23 protein-coding genes and 5 pseudogenes are annotated in these 16,111 nt (G+C 53.5%); 7 read left to right on the top strand and 21 right to left on the bottom strand.

The genetic code is table 11. The features are described from left to right. Window positions 1-7 precede the first annotated feature (7 nt). The 7 genes and pseudogenes from ACQ86N_RS23680 to ACQ86N_RS23650 all read right to left on the bottom strand — a co-directional run. A pseudogene (locus ACQ86N_RS23680) lies at window positions 8-417 on the bottom strand (YceI family protein). After that, complete coding sequence (locus tag ACQ86N_RS23675; RefSeq protein WP_431217264.1) at window positions 404-580, bottom strand: hypothetical protein; 177 nt, start codon at window positions 578-580, stop codon at window positions 404-406. Before ACQ86N_RS23675 ends, ACQ86N_RS23680 begins: the two are co-directional and overlap by 14 nt. Before the next feature lie 107 nt (window positions 581-687). Next, window positions 688-1,104 (bottom strand): nitroreductase family protein, encoded by a 417-nt coding sequence (locus ACQ86N_RS23670; RefSeq protein WP_431217263.1) that lies wholly within the window; start codon window positions 1,102-1,104, stop codon window positions 688-690. A 14-nt stretch (window positions 1,105-1,118) separates the two neighbouring features. Next, on the bottom strand, window positions 1,119-1,271 hold the full coding sequence (locus ACQ86N_RS23665; RefSeq protein WP_431217262.1) for a hypothetical protein: 153 nt from the start codon (window positions 1,269-1,271) through the stop codon (window positions 1,119-1,121). A 121-nt stretch (window positions 1,272-1,392) separates the two neighbouring features. Next, entirely contained in the window at window positions 1,393-1,539 is a 147-nt protein-coding gene (locus ACQ86N_RS23660; RefSeq protein ID WP_431218097.1) for a hypothetical protein, read from the bottom strand. 64 nt (window positions 1,540-1,603) lie between these two features. Next, a pseudogene (locus ACQ86N_RS23655) lies at window positions 1,604-1,777 on the bottom strand (TetR-like C-terminal domain-containing protein); the annotation flags it as partial. Next, window positions 1,723-1,983, bottom strand: a pseudogene (locus ACQ86N_RS23650) (TetR/AcrR family transcriptional regulator); the annotation flags it as partial. The pseudogenes ACQ86N_RS23650 and ACQ86N_RS23655, both read right to left, overlap by 55 nt. A gap of 430 nt (window positions 1,984-2,413) precedes the next feature. On the opposite strand from ACQ86N_RS23650, the gene ACQ86N_RS23645 reads away from it, so the two are divergent. Further along, window positions 2,414-3,067, top strand: coding sequence for a mechanosensitive ion channel family protein (locus tag ACQ86N_RS23645; RefSeq protein WP_431217261.1), 654 nt, complete (start codon window positions 2,414-2,416; stop codon window positions 3,065-3,067). 16 nt (window positions 3,068-3,083) lie between these two features. Here ACQ86N_RS23645 and ACQ86N_RS23640 read toward each other — a convergent pair whose 3' ends face one another. The 8 genes from ACQ86N_RS23640 to ACQ86N_RS23605 all read right to left on the bottom strand — a co-directional run bounded on the left by ACQ86N_RS23640 (window position 3,084) and on the right by ACQ86N_RS23605 (window position 6,585). Further along, a complete protein-coding gene (locus ACQ86N_RS23640; protein WP_431217260.1) occupies window positions 3,084-3,515 on the bottom strand; it encodes a VOC family protein in 432 nt (143 codons plus the stop codon). Between the two features lie 102 nt (window positions 3,516-3,617). Then, window positions 3,618-3,824 (bottom strand): hypothetical protein, encoded by a 207-nt coding sequence (locus ACQ86N_RS23635; protein WP_431217259.1) that lies wholly within the window; start codon window positions 3,822-3,824, stop codon window positions 3,618-3,620. Between the two features lie 89 nt (window positions 3,825-3,913). Beyond that, entirely contained in the window at window positions 3,914-4,195 is a 282-nt protein-coding gene (locus tag ACQ86N_RS23630) for a serine hydrolase (protein ID WP_431217258.1), read from the bottom strand. A gap of 7 nt (window positions 4,196-4,202) precedes the next feature. Further along, window positions 4,203-4,784, bottom strand: a complete 582-nt coding sequence (locus ACQ86N_RS23625; protein WP_431217257.1) for a serine hydrolase — start codon at window positions 4,782-4,784, stop codon at window positions 4,203-4,205. Window positions 4,785-4,786: 2 nt separating this feature from the next. After that, a complete protein-coding gene (locus tag ACQ86N_RS23620; protein WP_431217256.1) occupies window positions 4,787-5,566 on the bottom strand; it encodes a hydroxypyruvate isomerase family protein in 780 nt (259 codons plus the stop codon). Between the two features lie 156 nt (window positions 5,567-5,722). After that, entirely contained in the window at window positions 5,723-6,037 is a 315-nt protein-coding gene (locus ACQ86N_RS23615; protein WP_431217255.1) for a hypothetical protein, read from the bottom strand. Window positions 6,038-6,061: 24 nt separating this feature from the next. Further along, on the bottom strand, window positions 6,062-6,367 hold the full coding sequence (locus ACQ86N_RS23610) for a hypothetical protein (RefSeq protein WP_431217254.1): 306 nt from the start codon (window positions 6,365-6,367) through the stop codon (window positions 6,062-6,064). Then, window positions 6,364-6,585, bottom strand: a complete 222-nt coding sequence (locus ACQ86N_RS23605) for a hypothetical protein (protein ID WP_431217253.1) — start codon at window positions 6,583-6,585, stop codon at window positions 6,364-6,366. The genes ACQ86N_RS23610 and ACQ86N_RS23605 overlap by 4 nt, the downstream gene beginning before the upstream one ends. 74 nt (window positions 6,586-6,659) lie before the next feature. On the opposite strand from ACQ86N_RS23605, the gene ACQ86N_RS23600 reads away from it, so the two are divergent. Beyond that, window positions 6,660-7,769: an acyltransferase family protein gene (locus ACQ86N_RS23600; RefSeq protein ID WP_431217252.1), complete on the top strand. Its 1,110-nt coding sequence runs from the start codon at window positions 6,660-6,662 to the stop codon at window positions 7,767-7,769. Here ACQ86N_RS23600 and ACQ86N_RS23595 read toward each other — a convergent pair. The 3 genes and pseudogenes from ACQ86N_RS23595 to ACQ86N_RS23585 all read right to left on the bottom strand — a co-directional run bounded on the left by ACQ86N_RS23595 (window position 7,766) and on the right by ACQ86N_RS23585 (window position 9,437). Continuing rightward, window positions 7,766-8,140 (bottom strand): winged helix-turn-helix transcriptional regulator, encoded by a 375-nt coding sequence (locus tag ACQ86N_RS23595; RefSeq protein WP_431217251.1) that lies wholly within the window; start codon window positions 8,138-8,140, stop codon window positions 7,766-7,768. The genes ACQ86N_RS23600 and ACQ86N_RS23595 overlap by 4 nt on opposite strands. Window positions 8,141-8,620: 480 nt before the next feature. Then, window positions 8,621-8,797, bottom strand: a complete 177-nt coding sequence (locus ACQ86N_RS23590; protein WP_431217250.1) for a hypothetical protein — start codon at window positions 8,795-8,797, stop codon at window positions 8,621-8,623. An 8-nt stretch (window positions 8,798-8,805) separates the two neighbouring features. Next, a pseudogene (locus ACQ86N_RS23585) lies at window positions 8,806-9,437 on the bottom strand (MBL fold metallo-hydrolase). Between the two features lie 236 nt (window positions 9,438-9,673). Here ACQ86N_RS23585 and ACQ86N_RS23580 point away from each other — a divergent pair. The 3 genes from ACQ86N_RS23580 to ACQ86N_RS23570 are packed head-to-tail and all read left to right on the top strand — an operon-like array spanning window position 9,674 to window position 13,638. After that, complete coding sequence (locus ACQ86N_RS23580) at window positions 9,674-12,034, top strand: TonB-dependent receptor domain-containing protein (RefSeq protein ID WP_431217249.1); 2,361 nt, start codon at window positions 9,674-9,676, stop codon at window positions 12,032-12,034. Window positions 12,035-12,038: 4 nt separating this feature from the next. Then, a complete protein-coding gene (locus ACQ86N_RS23575) occupies window positions 12,039-13,214 on the top strand; it encodes a PepSY-associated TM helix domain-containing protein (RefSeq protein WP_431217248.1) in 1,176 nt (391 codons plus the stop codon). Further along, on the top strand, window positions 13,165-13,638 hold the full coding sequence (locus ACQ86N_RS23570; protein ID WP_431217247.1) for an OsmC family protein: 474 nt from the start codon (window positions 13,165-13,167) through the stop codon (window positions 13,636-13,638). The genes ACQ86N_RS23575 and ACQ86N_RS23570 overlap by 50 nt, the downstream gene beginning before the upstream one ends. On the opposite strand, the gene ACQ86N_RS23565 is transcribed toward ACQ86N_RS23570, so the two are convergent. Together ACQ86N_RS23565 and ACQ86N_RS23560 are read right to left on the bottom strand one after the other, a co-directional pair. Beyond that, complete coding sequence (locus ACQ86N_RS23565; protein WP_431217246.1) at window positions 13,631-13,924, bottom strand: zinc-binding dehydrogenase; 294 nt, start codon at window positions 13,922-13,924, stop codon at window positions 13,631-13,633. The two genes, ACQ86N_RS23570 and ACQ86N_RS23565, sit on opposite strands and share 8 nt — an antisense overlap. Beyond that, on the bottom strand, window positions 13,840-14,112 hold the full coding sequence (locus ACQ86N_RS23560; RefSeq protein WP_431217245.1) for a zinc-binding dehydrogenase: 273 nt from the start codon (window positions 14,110-14,112) through the stop codon (window positions 13,840-13,842). Before ACQ86N_RS23560 ends, ACQ86N_RS23565 begins: the two co-directional genes overlap by 85 nt. Here ACQ86N_RS23560 and ACQ86N_RS23555 point away from each other — a divergent pair. Next, window positions 14,111-14,320: a hypothetical protein gene (locus ACQ86N_RS23555; RefSeq protein WP_431217244.1), complete on the top strand. Its 210-nt coding sequence runs from the start codon at window positions 14,111-14,113 to the stop codon at window positions 14,318-14,320. The genes ACQ86N_RS23560 and ACQ86N_RS23555 overlap by 2 nt on opposite strands. Before the next feature lie 8 nt (window positions 14,321-14,328). Here the strand turns inward: ACQ86N_RS23555 and ACQ86N_RS23550 are convergent. Next, a pseudogene (locus tag ACQ86N_RS23550) lies at window positions 14,329-14,502 on the bottom strand (alcohol dehydrogenase catalytic domain-containing protein); the annotation flags it as partial. 139 nt (window positions 14,503-14,641) lie between these two features. On the opposite strand from ACQ86N_RS23550, the gene ACQ86N_RS23545 reads away from it, so the two are divergent. After that, a complete protein-coding gene (locus tag ACQ86N_RS23545) occupies window positions 14,642-16,102 on the top strand; it encodes a hypothetical protein (protein WP_431217243.1) in 1,461 nt (486 codons plus the stop codon). Window positions 16,103-16,111: the final 9 nt, after the last annotated feature.

Raw genomic sequence — 16,111 nt, 5'->3', positions numbered from 1 at the left:
CTATATTTTAGCCTTTCACTACTTCTGCGTTGGCAACCAGCTTCACGTCGTCGCTGACCGCGGCGGAGGGGAAGGAGGGAGCGATGCCGAAGTCGGTGCGTTTGATGCTACCAGTTACCTTGAAGCCAGCCGTGGGCTTTTTGCTCTGGGGGTTGGTGATCGTGCCGTTGTAGACTACGTCGAGTGTGACCGTTTTGGTCACGCCGTGCAGGGTCAGGTCGCCGGTCAGTTTGTAGTTGCTGCCGCTGACTTTTTGAAAGAGGTGCTCTTGAAGGAAAGCGTACCGAACTGTGCGGCGTCGAAGAAGTCGGCGCTTTTCAGGTGGTTATTGCGCTGTTCGTTGCCGGTATTGATCGTGTTGACGTCGGCGCTCAGTTCGACTGTTGCGTCGGAGAAGTCTTCTTTAGTGGAAGTCAGCTTTGCAGTAACGGAGCCGAAAGATCCGCCGATATCGTTGATGCCCCATGTGGACGATGGAGAAGTTCAGCTGTGAGTGGGCCTTATCCCAGTTCCAGTCCTGTGCAAAAGAGGCGGTGGCGAAGAGCATGGATGCTGCGGCGATGATGGTGATCTTTTTCATTTGTTTTGTTTTTGAGAAATTATTTGTTGTTTGAACATTAATATGGACAAAAAATTTAATTCAATTCGATGACGAGTTCTTCGATGGGGCGGCGGACCTTTTTGAGGTTAGCGAGCCAGTCGTTGGCGAGTATCGCGGACGCCGAGGGTGAGGATGGTGGTGCTGCGGAGGCCTTTTTCGTGGAGTCCGAGCAGTTGGTCGAGTTCGGCGTTCTTGAAGCCTTCCATCGGGGTGGCATCGACCTGTTCGGTGGCGGCTGCGGCGATGGCGACTCCGAAGGCGATATAGGCCTGACGGGCTGCTCTTTCGAAGCGTTGTTCTTTGGTCAGCGCTGAGTAGGAGGCTTTGAGGTTGTCGGTGTAGCTTTTCAGGGCGTCGGCCGGCAGGTTTCGTTCGATCGTGATCTGGTCGTATACTTTGTCGATGGCTGCTGCGGTGATATCGTCCCAGGCGGCGAAGATCAGGAGGTGAGAGGCTTCGGTTATCTGGGGTTGGTTGTAGGCGATGGGCTGGATCTTTTCCATGAGCTTCCTGTCGGTTAACCTGGATGATGCTGAATGGTTGGATACCGCTGGACGTAGGGGCCAGTGCGGGCGGCTTCCAGAATGATGTCTACTTTCTGTTGGGGAAGCTTGTCGCCGGTCATTCTTTTGACGGCGTAACGCCAGTTGAGTGATTCTAAAAGATTCATTGTCTTGTCTATTTAATTTTGTTTGTGTTCAATGGTGTTATGGATTCTAAGGTTAGTATTTATTATAACGGTGTTAGGGGTAAGGTTTAAAAAAAGGGAGTGATCCCTGTGTTTCCGCGGTTCACGCCGCGGGGTCGTTTTCGTTCTCCTGGGCCTGGATGCCGCGGATGAAACTGCACATCACGTCTCCAAGTACCTGAAGGGGGAGGTCGGGATGTTCTCCACCGTGGCTGTCGGCCTTTTCGGGGTCGCCGCCCAGGCGGTTCATTATTGATGGACACCAGACCGTGCAGCATCGACCAGAAAGACTGGTATTTCAGCCAGGGGTTGAACGACGGTTTTTTGCCGGGTTCGACCATGGCGGTGATGCTGCTGATGATGACTTCGCTGAAGGTACCGATCGCGGGTATTTTACTGACCGTTTCACAGGTCGGGATACCGAGGCCGAACATCAGCTGGTAGTATTCTTTATTGGCGAAGGCGAAGTCCCAGTAGGCCCGGCCCATGGCGCGGATCTGTTCGGCCGGATCGGTCTGGCCTTTTGGGCTTCCGCGAGTGCTTCGGCCAGCAGTTGGAATCCTTTTTTATTGAATTCCAGCAGGATAGCGTCTTTATTTTCAAAATGACTGTAGATGACGGGGACACTGTATTCGATGGCGTCGGCAATCTTGCGGATTGAGAAAGAGTGCCACCCTTCGGTGACGACCATTTCCCAGGCCGTGTCCGAGGATACTGGCCCGGACCTCTTCTTTTTGCCTTAGTTTGCGATCTGTAATTCCCATTTTCTACCTCCGTTACATTTTGTAACAGTGTTAGGCAAAATTACACCCTTTTCGTGAATTACCAAATATTTTTGGAAAATGGGGTGGGAGGGGTTTTTTTTCGGGCCCGGAGTGAGGCGGATAACGGAGGATTTTGGGGAAAGCCGGACGTAGCGGGGACTTTTGCCACCGGCCGGACGAGGTCGGGTAAAATATGGTGGTACAGGAATTTAGGAGGGGAAGATATGGACACTTCAAAATTTTATGACAAGTTATATGACTGGATATTGAGGGTGGGGCCGAAGGTACTGCTGGCGATCGTGGTTTTTGCTGTCGCGCAGGTCCTGATCAGGCTATTGAAGAAGCTGGGTGAGGGGGTTTATGCACCGAAGGGAGTTCGACACATCGCTGCAGCCGTTTCTGATCAGTCTGCTGTTTGCGATTTTACAGGTGCTGGCGATACTCGCGACGATGCAGGTGCTGGGTATTGAGATGACCATTTTTGCCGCGCTGGTAGGTGGCATCGGTGTGGCCGCCGGGCTGGCTCTTTCGGGGACGCTGCAGAATTTTACGAGCGGGATCCTGATCCTGCTCCTGAAGCCATTCAAGGCGGGGGATATCATCGTCGCGCAGGGTCAGGAAGGTGTGGTGAGGAGTATCCAGATCTTTTACACCATTGTCGTCACGTATGATAACCGTGACGTCATCATACCGAACAGCAAGCTGTCGAACGATCTTATCATCAATATCAGTAACGAAGGTCGCAGGAGGATGGACCTGGATATTAAACTGCCATATACGATCGAGATGAAAACGGCGATCGCAAGTATTATGAAAACGCTGGAAAGTGCTACCGATATGCAAAAGGAGCCGCCCCCTTATGTCGGTGTTGGGGGATTTGACGGGGACGGCTATCATATCGTTGCCTGTGCGTGGACGGATCCCGATGGTTTCTACGAACGGCGGCTGGCCCTGCAGGCGCAGATACTGGCGGATATGCGTGGCGCGAACATTAAGTGGCCGGGTATGCCGTAGAACCTTGTCCTGGTGGCTAGTTATTGTTTGGGTTGAACTCCACGATCCATTCGATGCCGTATTTGTCTCTGAACATTCCGGCATATGTGCCCCAGGGACTGTCACCAATAGGCCCTTCTACGTCTCCGCCCGCCGATAATCCGTTAAATACTTTGTCTGCCTCTGCACGGCTTTCAGTAACAACGTATATTTTGGACCTGTTCTCGTTTTCGCTTACCCGTCCCATAAATTCCGGAACGTCATTGGCCACTAGCAGATTGTTTTTGCCAATAGGTAAAGCAATGCGCATGATCTTGTTTGCTTCATTTTCCGGTACCGGGAATTCGGCGCTTGAAAGGTCCCTGAAGCGGACGATCTTTCCAAACTCACCGCCAAAAACTGATTTGTAAAAGGTAAATGCTTCTTCGGCATTGCCATTAAAGTTGATCCATGGATTAATTGCTTTCATGTTTTTTTATTTTAAGGTATTTTTGCGCAACACATCGGTTGCAAATATATGTGCAACTTTTTAGTTGCGCAAATTTTCACCAATATTTTTTTCAGACTTCCCCTATAGGCTGGGTGTCTTAAGTTTGGTCCTGACCATTTTTACGGGGGAACCGGAGAGAAAGATCGTCGAGCCCAGGTCGGACTGCAGGCGGATGGTGTCGGCATGGCAGTAGCCCTCGACGGCAGCGGAATCTGTCAGTAAGAGGAGGGAGGTCGTGGACGGTGAGGGTCGGCGGGTGGAGGGCCGGGGTGAGGTGTAAGTGGTCACGGGTGGACGGGTGGATGATCATAATTCGTGGGCGGGGACCCGGGGCGGGGGGACGCCTGGAAGAGGAGGGTTATGGCCGGTCGTAGTGGTTATAGCCGGCGAGGCCGATCCGGGAAATGGTTGTGAGGCGGATATCGTCGCTGGATTTGGCGTCGGTGATACAGACGACGGTGATGAGGTGGTGTCCGTTGGGGAGGGTGATAATGCCCGGCGTCGTTGGTAGCGGCGGTGATGCCGGCTGCGTTGGTGTTGGAAGTGCCGGTCTTGTGGGCAACGACGGTCCCTTTGGGGAGCATGCCACCGATGCGGTGGGGCGAATTGGATTCGGTCATCCATTTCATCAGCAGGCGGGTGCTGACGGGGCTGAGCAATTCTCCTTTATAAAAGCGCCGGAGCAGCTCGGCCCATGGCGGAGGGGCGGCACCAGTTGGAGTACTGGTTGTTCCAGTCGGCGGCCATGCCCATCTCGGTGTAAACGATGCTGATGTCTGTGACGCCCAGCTGGTGGATATATGTATTGACGACTTCGGGGCCGCCCACGAGGTGGAACAGCAGGTCGCAGCCGACGTTGTCGCTGGAGCCGACGGTTGGGGCAAGCACTTCTTCGAGCGTCAGGGTGAAGTGTTCCTTTTTGTATTTGTTGAGGAGGGGGCTGAACATTCTGGCCCATTCGCTTTTTCGAATATCGATGGGCGTTGTGAGGGAAAGCCTGCCCTTGTCGACCTGGGTCCAGGACGCAGAGCGCGAGGGGAATTTGAATACGCTCTGCATGGGATAGTGGTCCAGGTCATTGAAGGTCGTGCTGTCGCCGGATTCAAGGTCCTGCATAAATACGCCGACATGGCCCTGGGCGGCGGCGCCGATGGCGTTGATCGAGTCGGACAGGGACTGCTGGGCGTGGAGGGTGAGCGAAAGAATGGTGGACAGTGTGATGAGGACCAGGCGGGATGGGCTATTCATGGTTATAGGAAATTATCGGCTTCGCGGTAGGCTTTTATCAGGGCCAGTTCTCCTTCGGTACCGGTGCCGGCCATGCCGTGTTCCATTCCGAGGACGCCTTTGTAGCCTTTTTCGTAGATATGTTTAAAAATATTGCGATAGTTCATCTCACCGGTGCCTGGCTCTTTGCGGCCGGGGTTGTCGCCGATCTGAAAATAGGCGATGTGTTTATAGGCCCGGTCGATGTTGGGGATCAGGTCTCCGTCGTTGCGCTGCATGTGGTACATGTCGAAGAGGTATTTGCAGGAGGGGCTGTTGACGGCTTCGCAGACCATATAGGTCTGGTCGGGGTGGCGGAGGAACAGTTCGGGTGTGTCGCTGAGCGCCTCGAGGACCATGACGAGGCCGTGCGGTTCGAGGATATCGCATCCTCTCCGGAGTGTTTCTATGACGTTGGATGTCTGGTAGCCCATCGATAATTTGTGGTCGTAGTTGCCGGGGACAACGGTAATGTATTTCCCATTGCAGCGGCGGGCGGTGTCGACGGCTTCGCGGCAGGCTTTGAGGAATTTCTCGCGCCATGCGGCGTCGCCGGAGCAGAGGGAGGTGCTGACGGGCCAGTGGTCGAAGTTGAGCACGAATACGCCCATGGACCATCCGAGCTGCCGGAGGGTATCGCCGATGAGTGCCTGCTGTTCCGCAGGCCGGTCCATCATGCCGTTGTCCTCTATGGCCCTGAATCCCTGTTCGTGGGCCCAGCGGATCTGGTCGGTAAATTCGGGGCCCGCGTGGTTGCGGAACATGCCGTCGTGGATGCCGTAGTTGAGATGAAAAGGGGCCCCGGCCGGGGGCCCCCAAATGTCCTTGTCGTTCCCGTTAGCATGGAGCCACCTGCCAAAAAGGATTTTGACAAAAATTCTTTTCTATCCATACCAATAAAAGTAAGTGATTCCGTAGAATCACTTTGCATTTATCGTAGACAATATTTGTTGTGTGACGTCTTTTCCGCCGCCGAAATTGGTAGAAAGGCTGCCGATCGTGTAGATAGGGCCCCATGGGATGCCCCACCAGCCTAATAAGATGCTCAGCCCCGTGTAGCGCCATCCTTTTTTGGCGGCGCTTTCGCCGGCGCGGATGAAATAGACGTCTGAGTTGCGCCGGAATGTAATGACGACGAGCGAGATGCAATAGCGAAAGACGACAAAGCGGGCGCCAGCCTTCAGTTCGTCGTTGATCTCCTGGGTACTAAGGTCTTCAATGCCTTTGATTTGCATAATGTTTAGTTAGGGGTGAAAATATCAGGATTTAGAAATCCGCAACAATATACCGGAAAACTTACCACATTCAAAATCTACAACATCACCTTCGTGGAAATCGTGGATGCTGCCTTCCATCCAGTATAGTTTCTGAGAGGTCTTTTCGTTCATGGAGGCATGGAAGACCGTTCGTTTCTCTTCGTAGTCGTTGTCGATGGCGGCGCGGATGATATGGGTGATCCGGGCCCTGGCGGCGATCTTTATTTTTTCCCGGACGTCTTTTTTCAGGCCGAAATAGCGCAGGTCCGAGAGATACGCCAGCAGGAAGATGGCGCCGAAGGTGGTCACGGTGAGGAATACGTATGCGGCGCGTGGGTCGTGGATTGCAGGGAAGCCGTAGGCGCCTGTATCCGTGGCGGGGCCGGAGTAGAATTTTGGGGGATGGCCAGTAAGATGAAATAAATGATGCAGCCCAGCAGGCAGGTGATCTTTGCCTTCTTACCGGCGTCGGCCAGCCGGTTTTCGAGAAGGGATTCTTCTTCATTGGTTAGCGGCGATTCCGTCATAGTGGCAGGGATTGGGTACTACGAAATATACAAAAAATAAAGGGAAGCTGCAAATTTGCTATATTCATAGTCTTATGACGCAAACCACGCCTTCTCAACGACTTTATTCGCTGGATGCTCTCAGGGGTTTTGACATGTTCTGGATCGCGGGTGGGGAAGAGATCTTTCATGTGATGGCCAAAGCTACCAATTCACCATTCTGGAGGGTCTTGTCCGACCAGTTCGAGCACCCGGATTGGAACGGGTTCCATTTTTATGACCTGATCTTCCCGTTGTTCCTTTTCATTGCGGGGGTCGCCACGCCGTATTCCGTGGGGCGGGAGCTGGAGAAAGGCACGCCGAAACAACGGCTGCTGTTGCGTGTCATAAGACGGGGGCTTACGCTTGTCCTTTTGGGCATCATCTACAACAATGGTCTGAAGATACATCCGTTGTCCGAGGTCCGGTTCTGCAGCGTGCTCGGGCGTATCGGTCTGGCCTATATGTTTGCGAATATCATCTATCTCTATACGAAGCAGCTGGGACAGTGGATCTGGTTTGCGGGACTTTTGATCGGCTACTGGCTGCTGTTATGCTTTACCTCGGCTCCGGGGTATCATATGGGCGATCTTACGATGCAGGGAAATTTCGCTTCCTATATCGATCGGTCGGTGATCCCGGGCAAGCTCTATCTGGGGATCCACGATCCCGAGGGGCTTATGTCCACTATACCGGCCATTTCGACGGGGCTGCTTGGCATTCTGGCCGGGCAATTGTTAAAGAACAGTCCGTTGTCGCCTGGGGCGAAGGCGGGGAGGCTGGCTTTGGCGGGAGTTATATCGCTGGCGCTGGCGCTGTTGTGGAACACCGTATTCCCCATCAACAAAAATCTATGGACCAGCAGTTTTGTCCTGAACGTGGGTGGGATCAGCCTGCTGCTGCTGGCGCTCTTTTATTATATCATTGACGTGAGAGGGTATAAGAAATGGGCGTTCTTCTTCACCGTGATCGGCATGAATTCCATTCTCATCTATCTGTCTCCCCATTTTATCAACTGGAAGTATATGACGGACGGCTTCTTCTTCTGGGTAGGGCAAATCATCGCCGCACCGTGGAATGCGCTGGCGATGGTGTTTTGTTTCCTCGCAGTGAAGTGGGTCTTTCTTTATGTCCTGTATAAAAAGAAGATATTCCTTCGTGTCTAACCGACGCGGCGGGTGAGCACTTCGGCCATCAGGGTGTCGCTGAACTCGCACATTTTTTCCAGCAGTGCGGCCAGTTCGTCTCCCTTTTCGGTGAGTGAGTACTCTACCTTTGGCGGAATCTCGTCATAGTCTATGCGGGTAATCAGACCATATCTTTCAAGGAGCTTGAGACGATCCGAGAGGATGGTATCACTGATGTACTTGAGGTCATCCTTGATGAGTTTGAACCGGTTGTTGCCTTCCTGAATGCAGAACAGGACGTCGCTGAACCATCTTTTACTTACGAGATCGAGTAGTTCATTCAGGCTGCATTTTTCTTCCAGAAAGGACTGGTTGCGATAGTTGGTCGAGCTTGTTTTTCTCTCTGTCATATCCTCAGTGTTTTTGTAGTAGATCTCGGAATCGGGTCGTGGTTGAATGTATCTGCAAACTTACGTGTTTAGCCATCGAATTTTAGCCCAGTGATCGTCTTAAATGACCGGTCATACTAATTAATTCCTAAGCCTGATGATAAGATTAAAGTTAGTGACCCTTTCCTCAAAGAACGGGGTTTTTTGGCGTCGGTTGGCTGGATTTTAGCCAAGTGTCTCCGTATTTTAACCCGGGCAGGGAGGGGTTCGGAAATTGCGGGGATGAGAATAGGGGGTCTAATTGTGAAAAAAGAGAGCTCAGCGGGTTGAACGAACGAAAGAGACCGCAGGGAGGACGAAGCCCGCCGTTGGGAAGAAAGAGGCGGATAGAGAGGCTGACGAGCCCATACACAATGGCAGTGCGAACGCCTTTGGGGATGCGGAAGGAATCTCTGTCGACAGGGAAGACGAGGAGCGTGAGTACCGCCGGGACGATATATATTAGAAATCAAGCCTTTTTCCCTGTTCAGGGAAGACGAGCCTTGCGTTTAGCGGATTGCCGGACTCCAATTGGCGGCGGATGGTCTCTTCGTTGTTGCCGGTGGGTTTGCGGTGAGTGATGACGAGGTTTAGCCGGTCCAGCGAAGGCAGCCCGGCGATGTTTGCCAGCGCCTGCATTTCCTGCATCAGCAGGCGGGGGTGAGATGGCCGAACAGCAGGCGGTCGGGTTGCTCGTTGGGGAAGGAGGTTTCAATAAAAATCGCTTTTAGTCGGCCCGCGCGCAGGAGGGGGCCGGCCACCAGCCACAGGGTGTGGAGGCGGTCGCTGTGTTCCAGACTGTCGGCGCCGGTATCTCCAAGATAGAGAAGATAGTTGTCGCCGTTGCGTACCAGGAACGCGGCGCTTTCATAGGGTTCGCCGTGGCTGAGGGGCCAGGCCTGGACGGTGAGCGAAGTCCGCTGGATGGCGGTCCCGAGTCCGGGTCGCATCGGGGAATAGTGGTATTTATTGAGCATGGGTTTCTCTCCGTCGTCTCCGAAATTGGCCCAGCTCTGCCAGGAGAAGTATTTATCTCTGATTACATTGAGGCAGGACGGGAGTCCGTAGATAGATTTGGCGCTGTCGTCGGGGAGTTGATGATCAGTCCTGCGACGTGGTCCAAATGGGGGTGTGAAATGAAGTACGCTTTTATGCTGCTGCGCAGGATGTTGCCGGCAGGCGGTGGTAATGTGCCGTTGTCCACCGCTATTTGTATTCCCGAGAATAGTGTTCCGGCGTCAAGGCAGATATAGTCGCTGGTCCCGTGGGCGGCCACCATATAAGCGGACAGGTTGCTCTCGTCGAGCCCGCCTCTTACACCGAGAGGGACAACCGTAAAAGCGGGGGACTGTGCGAAGGCGGGCGCGGCTAAAATGAGGCTAAAAATCAGATAGATAGTTATGGTCCTGATCATGGCTTAAAATTAGAGGAAATTCCGGGTTGCGTAAACCGTTTTCCCGATGCGGCGGACATATCTGGATATCCATGGGGAATTTTGCGGAAATTCTGAATTTAATGAAAGGCGTTCTATTAGCAGGGATATTTTTATTAGTAGCTGTATTTCAGGTCGGTGCGCAGAGTCGTCTGAGTGGGGTGGGGGATGGAACGGGGACTCTCAGCGGACTGTTGACCACCGCGGACGGGAAGCCCGCCGGAGGTGTGACGGTGACTCTTAAGGGGGTAAACAAGACGACACTGACGGATGACGACGGGCGGTTCAGTTTTCGGCGACTGGCGCCCGGCAATTATGACGTAGAGATAAGTTATGTAGGCTATGAACCGATCGATCAAACCGTCTCCGTGGAGAGCGGTAAGCCGGTGCGTCTGAGTCTGCAGTTGAAAGTGAGCGAGCAGCAGTTGGATCAGGTGACCGTCACCAACGGATACAATAAGTTCAACAAGAAGGAGACCGATGATATTGCCAGGCTGCCGTTGAAGAATATGGAAAATCCGCAGGTCTATTCGGTGGTGACAAAGGAGATCATGAAAGAGCAGCTGATCACGGACTACAATAGTGTATTCCGGTCGATCCCCGGTGCGGGCGTACCAATAGTCTACAATCAGGGGCGGAGCGCTCTGTATTCGAGGGGCTTTGTTACGGAGAATCTGGTGCGGAACAGCGTCAGCGGATTTGTATATACGAATATCGATCCCGCCAATCTCGAAAGGCTGGAAGCGATAAAGGGCCCCTCAGGTACGCTGTTCAACAGCAGCATGATATCGTTTGGCGGGCTTTTCAACCGGGTGACCAAACACCCATTCGACAGTTGGCGCGGCGAGATCGGCTATTCCGGCGGCAGTAATGACCTGAACAGGCTGACGGTGGATATCAACCAGCCGCTGAACAACGACAAGACGGCGCTGATGCGTGTCAACGGGGCGCTGCATACGGAGCAGTCCTTCCAGGACGCAGGGTTTACGCGCAGCTATATGATCGCTCCGAGTTTCGTATACAAGGCGAATGACAAGCTGAGCTTTTTGCTGGACGTGGAGGCTACTTCATTCAATGCCACTTCTCCTGTCCGTTTTGCACCGTCCACGACCGGGAAGATCCATGATGTCCGCAATCTGGGGATCGGCTACAAGCGTTCGTTCGGCAATAACACGCTCGACTATACGACGCGGCAGGTCAATATTTTCGGGCAGATCAACTACCAGCTGTCATCGCAGTGGAAGCTGCAGACGCTGTATACCCGAACCTTCTCCACGACGAGGGGCTATGTCAACCAGCTGATCGGCAAGACGGACAGCACGCTGTCGCAGCAGTCGCAGAAAGAGGACTTTCCCTATTACGGGACGAATATCCAGCAGAATATCGTGGGTGATTTCTTTGTGGGCCGCCTGCGTAACCGGCTGGTGGCAGGTGTCGACATCTACAACCAGAAGAGTGAGTGGACGAATACGACTGTCAATATGCCCGCGATCAATTTCCGGCATCCCGGAGCGGGCTACAATAATTTTAATTCCACGAAGGTCGACTCTGCGGCGGCGCGTAGTGCGTGGGTTAACTATAGAACAAATCAATCGACATTCGGCGCCTATTTTTCGGACGTGCTGAACCTTACCGAAAAATTGAATGTGATGGTGAGTCTTCGCGCCGACCGGTTCGACAACAAGGGGACCTATTATCCCGGAGCGGATTCGACGGCGGGTTCCTATACGCAGAATGCGTTGTCGCCGAAGTTAGGGGCGGTGTATCAGCTGGTAAAAGACAAGGTATCGTTGTTCGGGAACTATATGAATGGGTTCGCCAATGTGAACGGTACAGACTTCAATGGCGGGACCTTCAGGCCGCAGCAGGCCAATCAGTGGGAGGGTGGCGTCAAGTTCGACGTTTTAAGGCATAAGGTAAGCGCTACGTTCAGCTACTACGATATCCGGGTGAAAAATGTCGCCAGGGACGACCTTGCCCATCCGGGTTATTCGATACAGGATGGCACGCAGCTGAGCCGTGGTTTCGAAGGTGAGGTGATCGCGAATCCTTTTGCGGGTTTTAATATCGTTGCGGGGTACACGTACAATGACAGCAAATATACCCAGGCCAACAAGTCGGTACAGGGGTTGCGGCCGGCGACGGCGGGGCCTGCCAGTCTGGCCAATCTCTGGATGAGTTACCGGATCGTCGGTGGGAAAGCGAAGGGGTTAGGCTTTGGTTTTGGCGGCAATTATGGCAGTGCGTCTTTCCAGACGAATACCGCCAGTTTTGCGTTCACGATTCCGTCTTATACGGTGCTGGATGCGACGGTCTTTTACGACCAGCCGTCTTATCGTATAGGGGTGAAGGTGGACAATCTGACCAATGCACAATACTGGTCATACCGGCTGGCGCCGCAGAATCCAACCAGGGTAACGGCTAATATAACATTTAGATTCTAAGGTAATGGCAAAGAAAGGGAGTTTCAAAAAGCTTATCAGAACCTTACACCTCTGGCTTGGACTTACGTCCGGGCTGGTCGTTTTTACGATAGCAGTCTGTGCAGCCATACTGGTCTTCGAGGACGAGGGGCGGGACTATTTTCAGCACGATTTTTACCATGTCGCTACGGTCGGTGCGCGGCGGCTGCCGGTGAAACAGCTGGTGGATACGTTCAAGGTTCATTTCCCCAAGGACAAGATCACGAATATCCGCTGGAAGGAAAAGGCGGATGCAGCGGTGCTGTTCATCAGCCGGAAGAATATCACGGTCTCGATCGATCCCTATACGTCGGGGATCATCGGCGTACAGCGGCAGACCCGGGACTTTTACAGTGTCGTGCTCGATCTGCATACGCATCTGCTGATGGGCGATTTCGGGAATGCGATCATCAAGGCGAACGTGCTGATCTTCTTTATCATGTGCGTGAGCGGTCTGATCCTGTGGTGGCCAAAGCAGAAGCGGTTCTTCAAACAGGCGGTCCGGATCAATTTCAGGACGAAGAACTGGAAGCGGCTCAACTGGGATCTGCATTCGGTGCTGGGGTTCTATGCGCTGATCGTGTTGTTTATCGTTTCGCTGACGGGGATGTTCATGGTATACGATTCGGTGAAACAGCTGGCCGGATTCGTCACGCATTCGCCGGTACCGCCGAAGGAAGTGCAACTAAAATCCGTCCGGGGTGAGGCCGGAGTGAAATATTCGATCGACAAGGCCTATGCGACGATGGCGTCGATGTATCCGGGCGCAACGGAGACTTTTATAACGCCGGCCGGGGATTCGACGGGGTCTATACGGGTACTCATGCGTTATCCGTATGCGATCGCGAGGCGGCAGAACAGTATGGTCTTCGACCAGTACAGCGGAAAGGTGTTGAAGACCGAGCTGTATACGCAATATACGGGGTACGACTATGTAGCGAAGAGTAACTACAATCTCCATACCGGTAAGATCGCGGCGCTGGGTATCGGCAGTAAGATCATCTGGTTTCTGGCGGCGCTGATCGCGGCTTCCATGCCGGTGACGGGTTTTATGATCTGGCTGGGCAGGAAGTCGGGGAGGAAGTCGCGAAAAACCTCGAACTTGCGTCCATATGAAAGAAAAACTCCATCATTATACGAGCCGGCTGGTCTGGACCGGTAACAAGGGAGAAGGGACAGTCAGTTATAAGGCGTATGACCGGGACCATGTCCTGTCGGTGAATAACAAGCCGGAGATACCGGGCTCTTCCGATGCGTCTTTCCGCGGCAATCCGGAGCGCTATAATCCCGAGGAGCTGCTTGTTGCCTCGTTGTCTTCCTGTCATATGTTGTGGTATCTGCATCTTTGTGCGGTGAATGGCGTGGTCGTCGTGGACTACCGGGATGAGGCATCGGGTGTGATGGAAGAGACGGCGGATGGGGGAGGCTTTTTCCGGGAAGTTGTGTTGAAGCCGGTAGTTGCCGTGACGTCTGAGGACATGGTGGAAAAGGCGCGGAGCCTTCATCACGAGGCCAATAAATTTTGTTTTATCGCGAATTCCATAAAGTTTCCTGTAAGGCACGAGCCCGATATCAGGGTCAGCTGACGCGGAGGAGTATTTTCCCGAGGTGTTCGCTGCTTTCCATCAGCTGCTGTGCTTCTGCGGCCTGTTCGAGCGGGAAGGTTTTATATATCAGTGGTTTCATCGCGCCTTTGGCGATCAGGGGCCAGACCTGGGCCTCGATATCGGCCGCCAGCCGGGCTTTATAGGCGGCATCCCTGGGCTTGAGCATACTACCGGTGATGGTCAGTCGTTTTTCCATGATCTGGCGGATATCGATCTGTGCGTCTTTGCCGCGCATGCTGCTGATATAAACCAGGCGGCCGTCCATGCGCAGGAGTCGGAGGTTTTTATGGTGTAGTCGCCGCCGGTCATGTCGAGGACCAGGTCGATACCGACGTTTTTCAGCTCTGTCTCAAAATCCTGTGTTTTATAGTTGATCGCTTTTGTAGCGCCCAAAGACTCGCACCAGCGGCATTTTTCGTCTGTGCCGGCGGTGGTGTAGACGGGGATGTGCATGGCGTGGGCCAGCTGGATGGCCGTGGAGCCGATGCCGCTGCTGCCGCCGTGGACGAGGAAGTTCTCCCCGGGTCTGAGTCTTCCCGTCCGAAAGGCGTTGTCCCATACTGTAAATACCGTTTCCGGCAGGGTGGCGGCTTCTTCGGGGCTCCAGCCTTTGGGTATGGGCAGACACTGTCCGCCCGGGACGGCGACGTATTCCGCATAGCCGCCGCCGGTGACGAGTGCGCAGACTTCGTCTCCCGGCGCCCATCGCTGTGCGCCTGGGCCGCAGGCCGTGACGGTGCCGGCGACTTCAAGGCCTGGTATCGCCGGGTCGGAGCTGCCGTATGAGCTGCTGGTGCGGGAGAAGACGTCGCTGCGGTTGAGCCCCGCCGCTCTGACGCGGATCAGGACCTCGCCGTCGGCGGTAGTGGGTGTTGGTATGTCGCGGAGCTCCAGTACTTCGGGGCCTCCTTTTTGGTGATAAGGATCGCTTTCATGCTACAAAGTTAGACCAGTTGCAAAATTATTCGATATTTTTATCGTCATGGAAAGAAAGGATTATTATAAGGTCGGGGTATTGATGTTGCTTCCTATTCTGATCTTTTTTCCGGTGCTGAAGAGCACTTATTTTTATACCGATGAGGTCCTGCAGTTGTGGCTATTCCGGAAAAATAACGGCTATTCGATGGACATATCGCAGGGCAGGATCCTGACCGACATGCTGTACCGTCTGATGTTCAGCAATATCGATAGCATCGAGCAGCTGACCCGGCTGCGGTTGTTTGCGCTGATCACCGGGATCGTGAGTCTGCCGGTGTGGTATATGGTATTCTTTCGGGTAAGTAAGAATGAAGGGCTGCCCGGGCAGCTTCCATTTTTTGCGGTTCTTTTCCTTGTTTGCAGCCTGCCGTTTGGTATCTCGGTCCAATGGGCGTCCTGTATGGAACTGCTCTTTGCCTATACGTTCGGGTTGGTTTCGGGCTATTTTGCCTATCGGTTCGGGAAACGGGGCTGGTTGCCGGCGTTGGTTTTGGGGGTCATATCGCTGTTCTTCTATCAGAACGGGTTCGGATGCTTTCTCCTGCCCTGGTTCCTGCAGCTGGTCGCCCGGCAGAAAGCCGACAGGAAGATGCTGGTTCCGGTGGTGCTATACATTGTCATTTATATCGTGTACTTTCTGATTTTTGTCAGTGTAATGAAGACCGTTTACCACGAGGGCATTACGCATCGGGCTTCACTGGCGACGAATCCGTTTGCCAAGGGGTATTTCCTGCTGATGAAGGCGCTACCTACGGCATTTCATTTTAACCTGGTCATACAGGAGAACAGTATTCCGCTCCGCGTGTACTATTTGCTGGCGCTGGCCGGCATGTTATGGCTGAATTACAGATCGGGTATAAATCGTAATTTCTTGCTCTATGTGCTGCTGTTGTTCGGAGCGTTCGCTCTTATCTATCTGCCGTCCATGATCATAAAAGAAAACTATGCTTCCAGCAGGACGCTGCTGGGGCTGGATATGGCTGTGTTTGCCTGGGTTTTTCTTACGTTCATGAGAAATGGCAAGGCGGTTGGTTTGTTTGAGGGGGCTGGTTTTATATTGGTGCTGGTCGCGGTATATAACCTGCGAAGCGTATTTCTGCAGCCGGCTGTCGATGAATATAATAGTCTGAAGAGATATATTGACCAGAACTATCGGCCGGAGACCAGCTCGGTCGATTATATCCGTTCTTCCGAGGAGCTTGCCCGTATAAAGTATGGGTGCGCATCGTCCTGGGATGAGTATGGGTTCTTTTCCTCATATTTTACCTGGGTGCCTGACGCCGTCACCCGGCAGCTGGTCTTTGAAAGAACGGGTAACCGCACCGCGGCCGGGAAGCTGATCATCCGGCCCTGGGTGTCAGTGGAAGCCTATAAGGCTGCCGCGCCGCAGGGTGGTCCCGGGAATTTGCTGATCGATGCGCCGGCTATTCTGATGGCTGGAACGGCGCCGGCGCCGACCAAATGATGGGCGGGA

The organism is Puia sp. P3 (genome assembly GCF_050632245.1).
GTDB lineage: Bacteria > Bacteroidota > Bacteroidia > Chitinophagales > Chitinophagaceae > Puia.
Note: the sequence above shows the minus strand (reverse complement) of the source record. Positions and strands in the feature narration are given on the sequence as shown.

What these genes read in the sequence shown, in the direction of transcription:
- ACQ86N_RS23640 (WP_431217260.1), bottom strand. Translation starts at nt 3,515, where the DNA reads ATGAAAGCAATTAATCCATGGATCAACTTTAATGGCAATGCCGAAGAA.
- ACQ86N_RS23645 (WP_431217261.1), top strand. Translation starts at nt 2,414, where the DNA reads ATGCACCGAAGGGAGTTCGACACATCGCTGCAGCCGTTTCTGATCAGT.
- ACQ86N_RS23565 (WP_431217246.1), bottom strand. Translation starts at nt 13,924, where the DNA reads ATGGACGGCCGCCTGGTTTATATCAGCAGCATGCGCGGCAAAGACGCA.
- ACQ86N_RS23600 (WP_431217252.1), top strand. Translation starts at nt 6,660, where the DNA reads ATGACGCAAACCACGCCTTCTCAACGACTTTATTCGCTGGATGCTCTC.
- ACQ86N_RS23605 (WP_431217253.1), bottom strand. Translation starts at nt 6,585, where the DNA reads ATGACGGAATCGCCGCTAACCAATGAAGAAGAATCCCTTCTCGAAAAC.
- ACQ86N_RS23665 (WP_431217262.1), bottom strand. Translation starts at nt 1,271, where the DNA reads ATGAATCTTTTAGAATCACTCAACTGGCGTTACGCCGTCAAAAGAATG.
- ACQ86N_RS23560 (WP_431217245.1), bottom strand. Translation starts at nt 14,112, where the DNA reads ATGCACATCCCCGTCTACACCACCGCCGGCACAGACGAAAAATGCCGC.
- ACQ86N_RS23660 (WP_431218097.1), bottom strand. Translation starts at nt 1,539, where the DNA reads ATGAACCGCCTGGGCGGCGACCCCGAAAAGGCCGACAGCCACGGTGGA.
- ACQ86N_RS23580 (WP_431217249.1), top strand. Translation starts at nt 9,674, where the DNA reads ATGAAAGGCGTTCTATTAGCAGGGATATTTTTATTAGTAGCTGTATTT.
- ACQ86N_RS23555 (WP_431217244.1), top strand. Translation starts at nt 14,111, where the DNA reads ATGGCGTGGGCCAGCTGGATGGCCGTGGAGCCGATGCCGCTGCTGCCG.
- ACQ86N_RS23615 (WP_431217255.1), bottom strand. Translation starts at nt 6,037, where the DNA reads ATGCAAATCAAAGGCATTGAAGACCTTAGTACCCAGGAGATCAACGAC.
- ACQ86N_RS23590 (WP_431217250.1), bottom strand. Translation starts at nt 8,797, where the DNA reads ATGCAGGCGCTGGCAAACATCGCCGGGCTGCCTTCGCTGGACCGGCTA.
- ACQ86N_RS23620 (WP_431217256.1), bottom strand. Translation starts at nt 5,566, where the DNA reads ATGTTCCGCAACCACGCGGGCCCCGAATTTACCGACCAGATCCGCTGG.
- ACQ86N_RS23675 (WP_431217264.1), bottom strand. Translation starts at nt 580, where the DNA reads ATGAAAAAGATCACCATCATCGCCGCAGCATCCATGCTCTTCGCCACC.
- ACQ86N_RS23625 (WP_431217257.1), bottom strand. Translation starts at nt 4,784, where the DNA reads ATGAATAGCCCATCCCGCCTGGTCCTCATCACACTGTCCACCATTCTT.
- ACQ86N_RS23575 (WP_431217248.1), top strand. Translation starts at nt 12,039, where the DNA reads ATGGCAAAGAAAGGGAGTTTCAAAAAGCTTATCAGAACCTTACACCTC.
- ACQ86N_RS23545 (WP_431217243.1), top strand. Translation starts at nt 14,642, where the DNA reads ATGGAAAGAAAGGATTATTATAAGGTCGGGGTATTGATGTTGCTTCCT.
- ACQ86N_RS23595 (WP_431217251.1), bottom strand. Translation starts at nt 8,140, where the DNA reads ATGACAGAGAGAAAAACAAGCTCGACCAACTATCGCAACCAGTCCTTT.
- ACQ86N_RS23670 (WP_431217263.1), bottom strand. Translation starts at nt 1,104, where the DNA reads ATGGAAAAGATCCAGCCCATCGCCTACAACCAACCCCAGATAACCGAA.
- ACQ86N_RS23570 (WP_431217247.1), top strand. Translation starts at nt 13,165, where the DNA reads ATGAAAGAAAAACTCCATCATTATACGAGCCGGCTGGTCTGGACCGGT.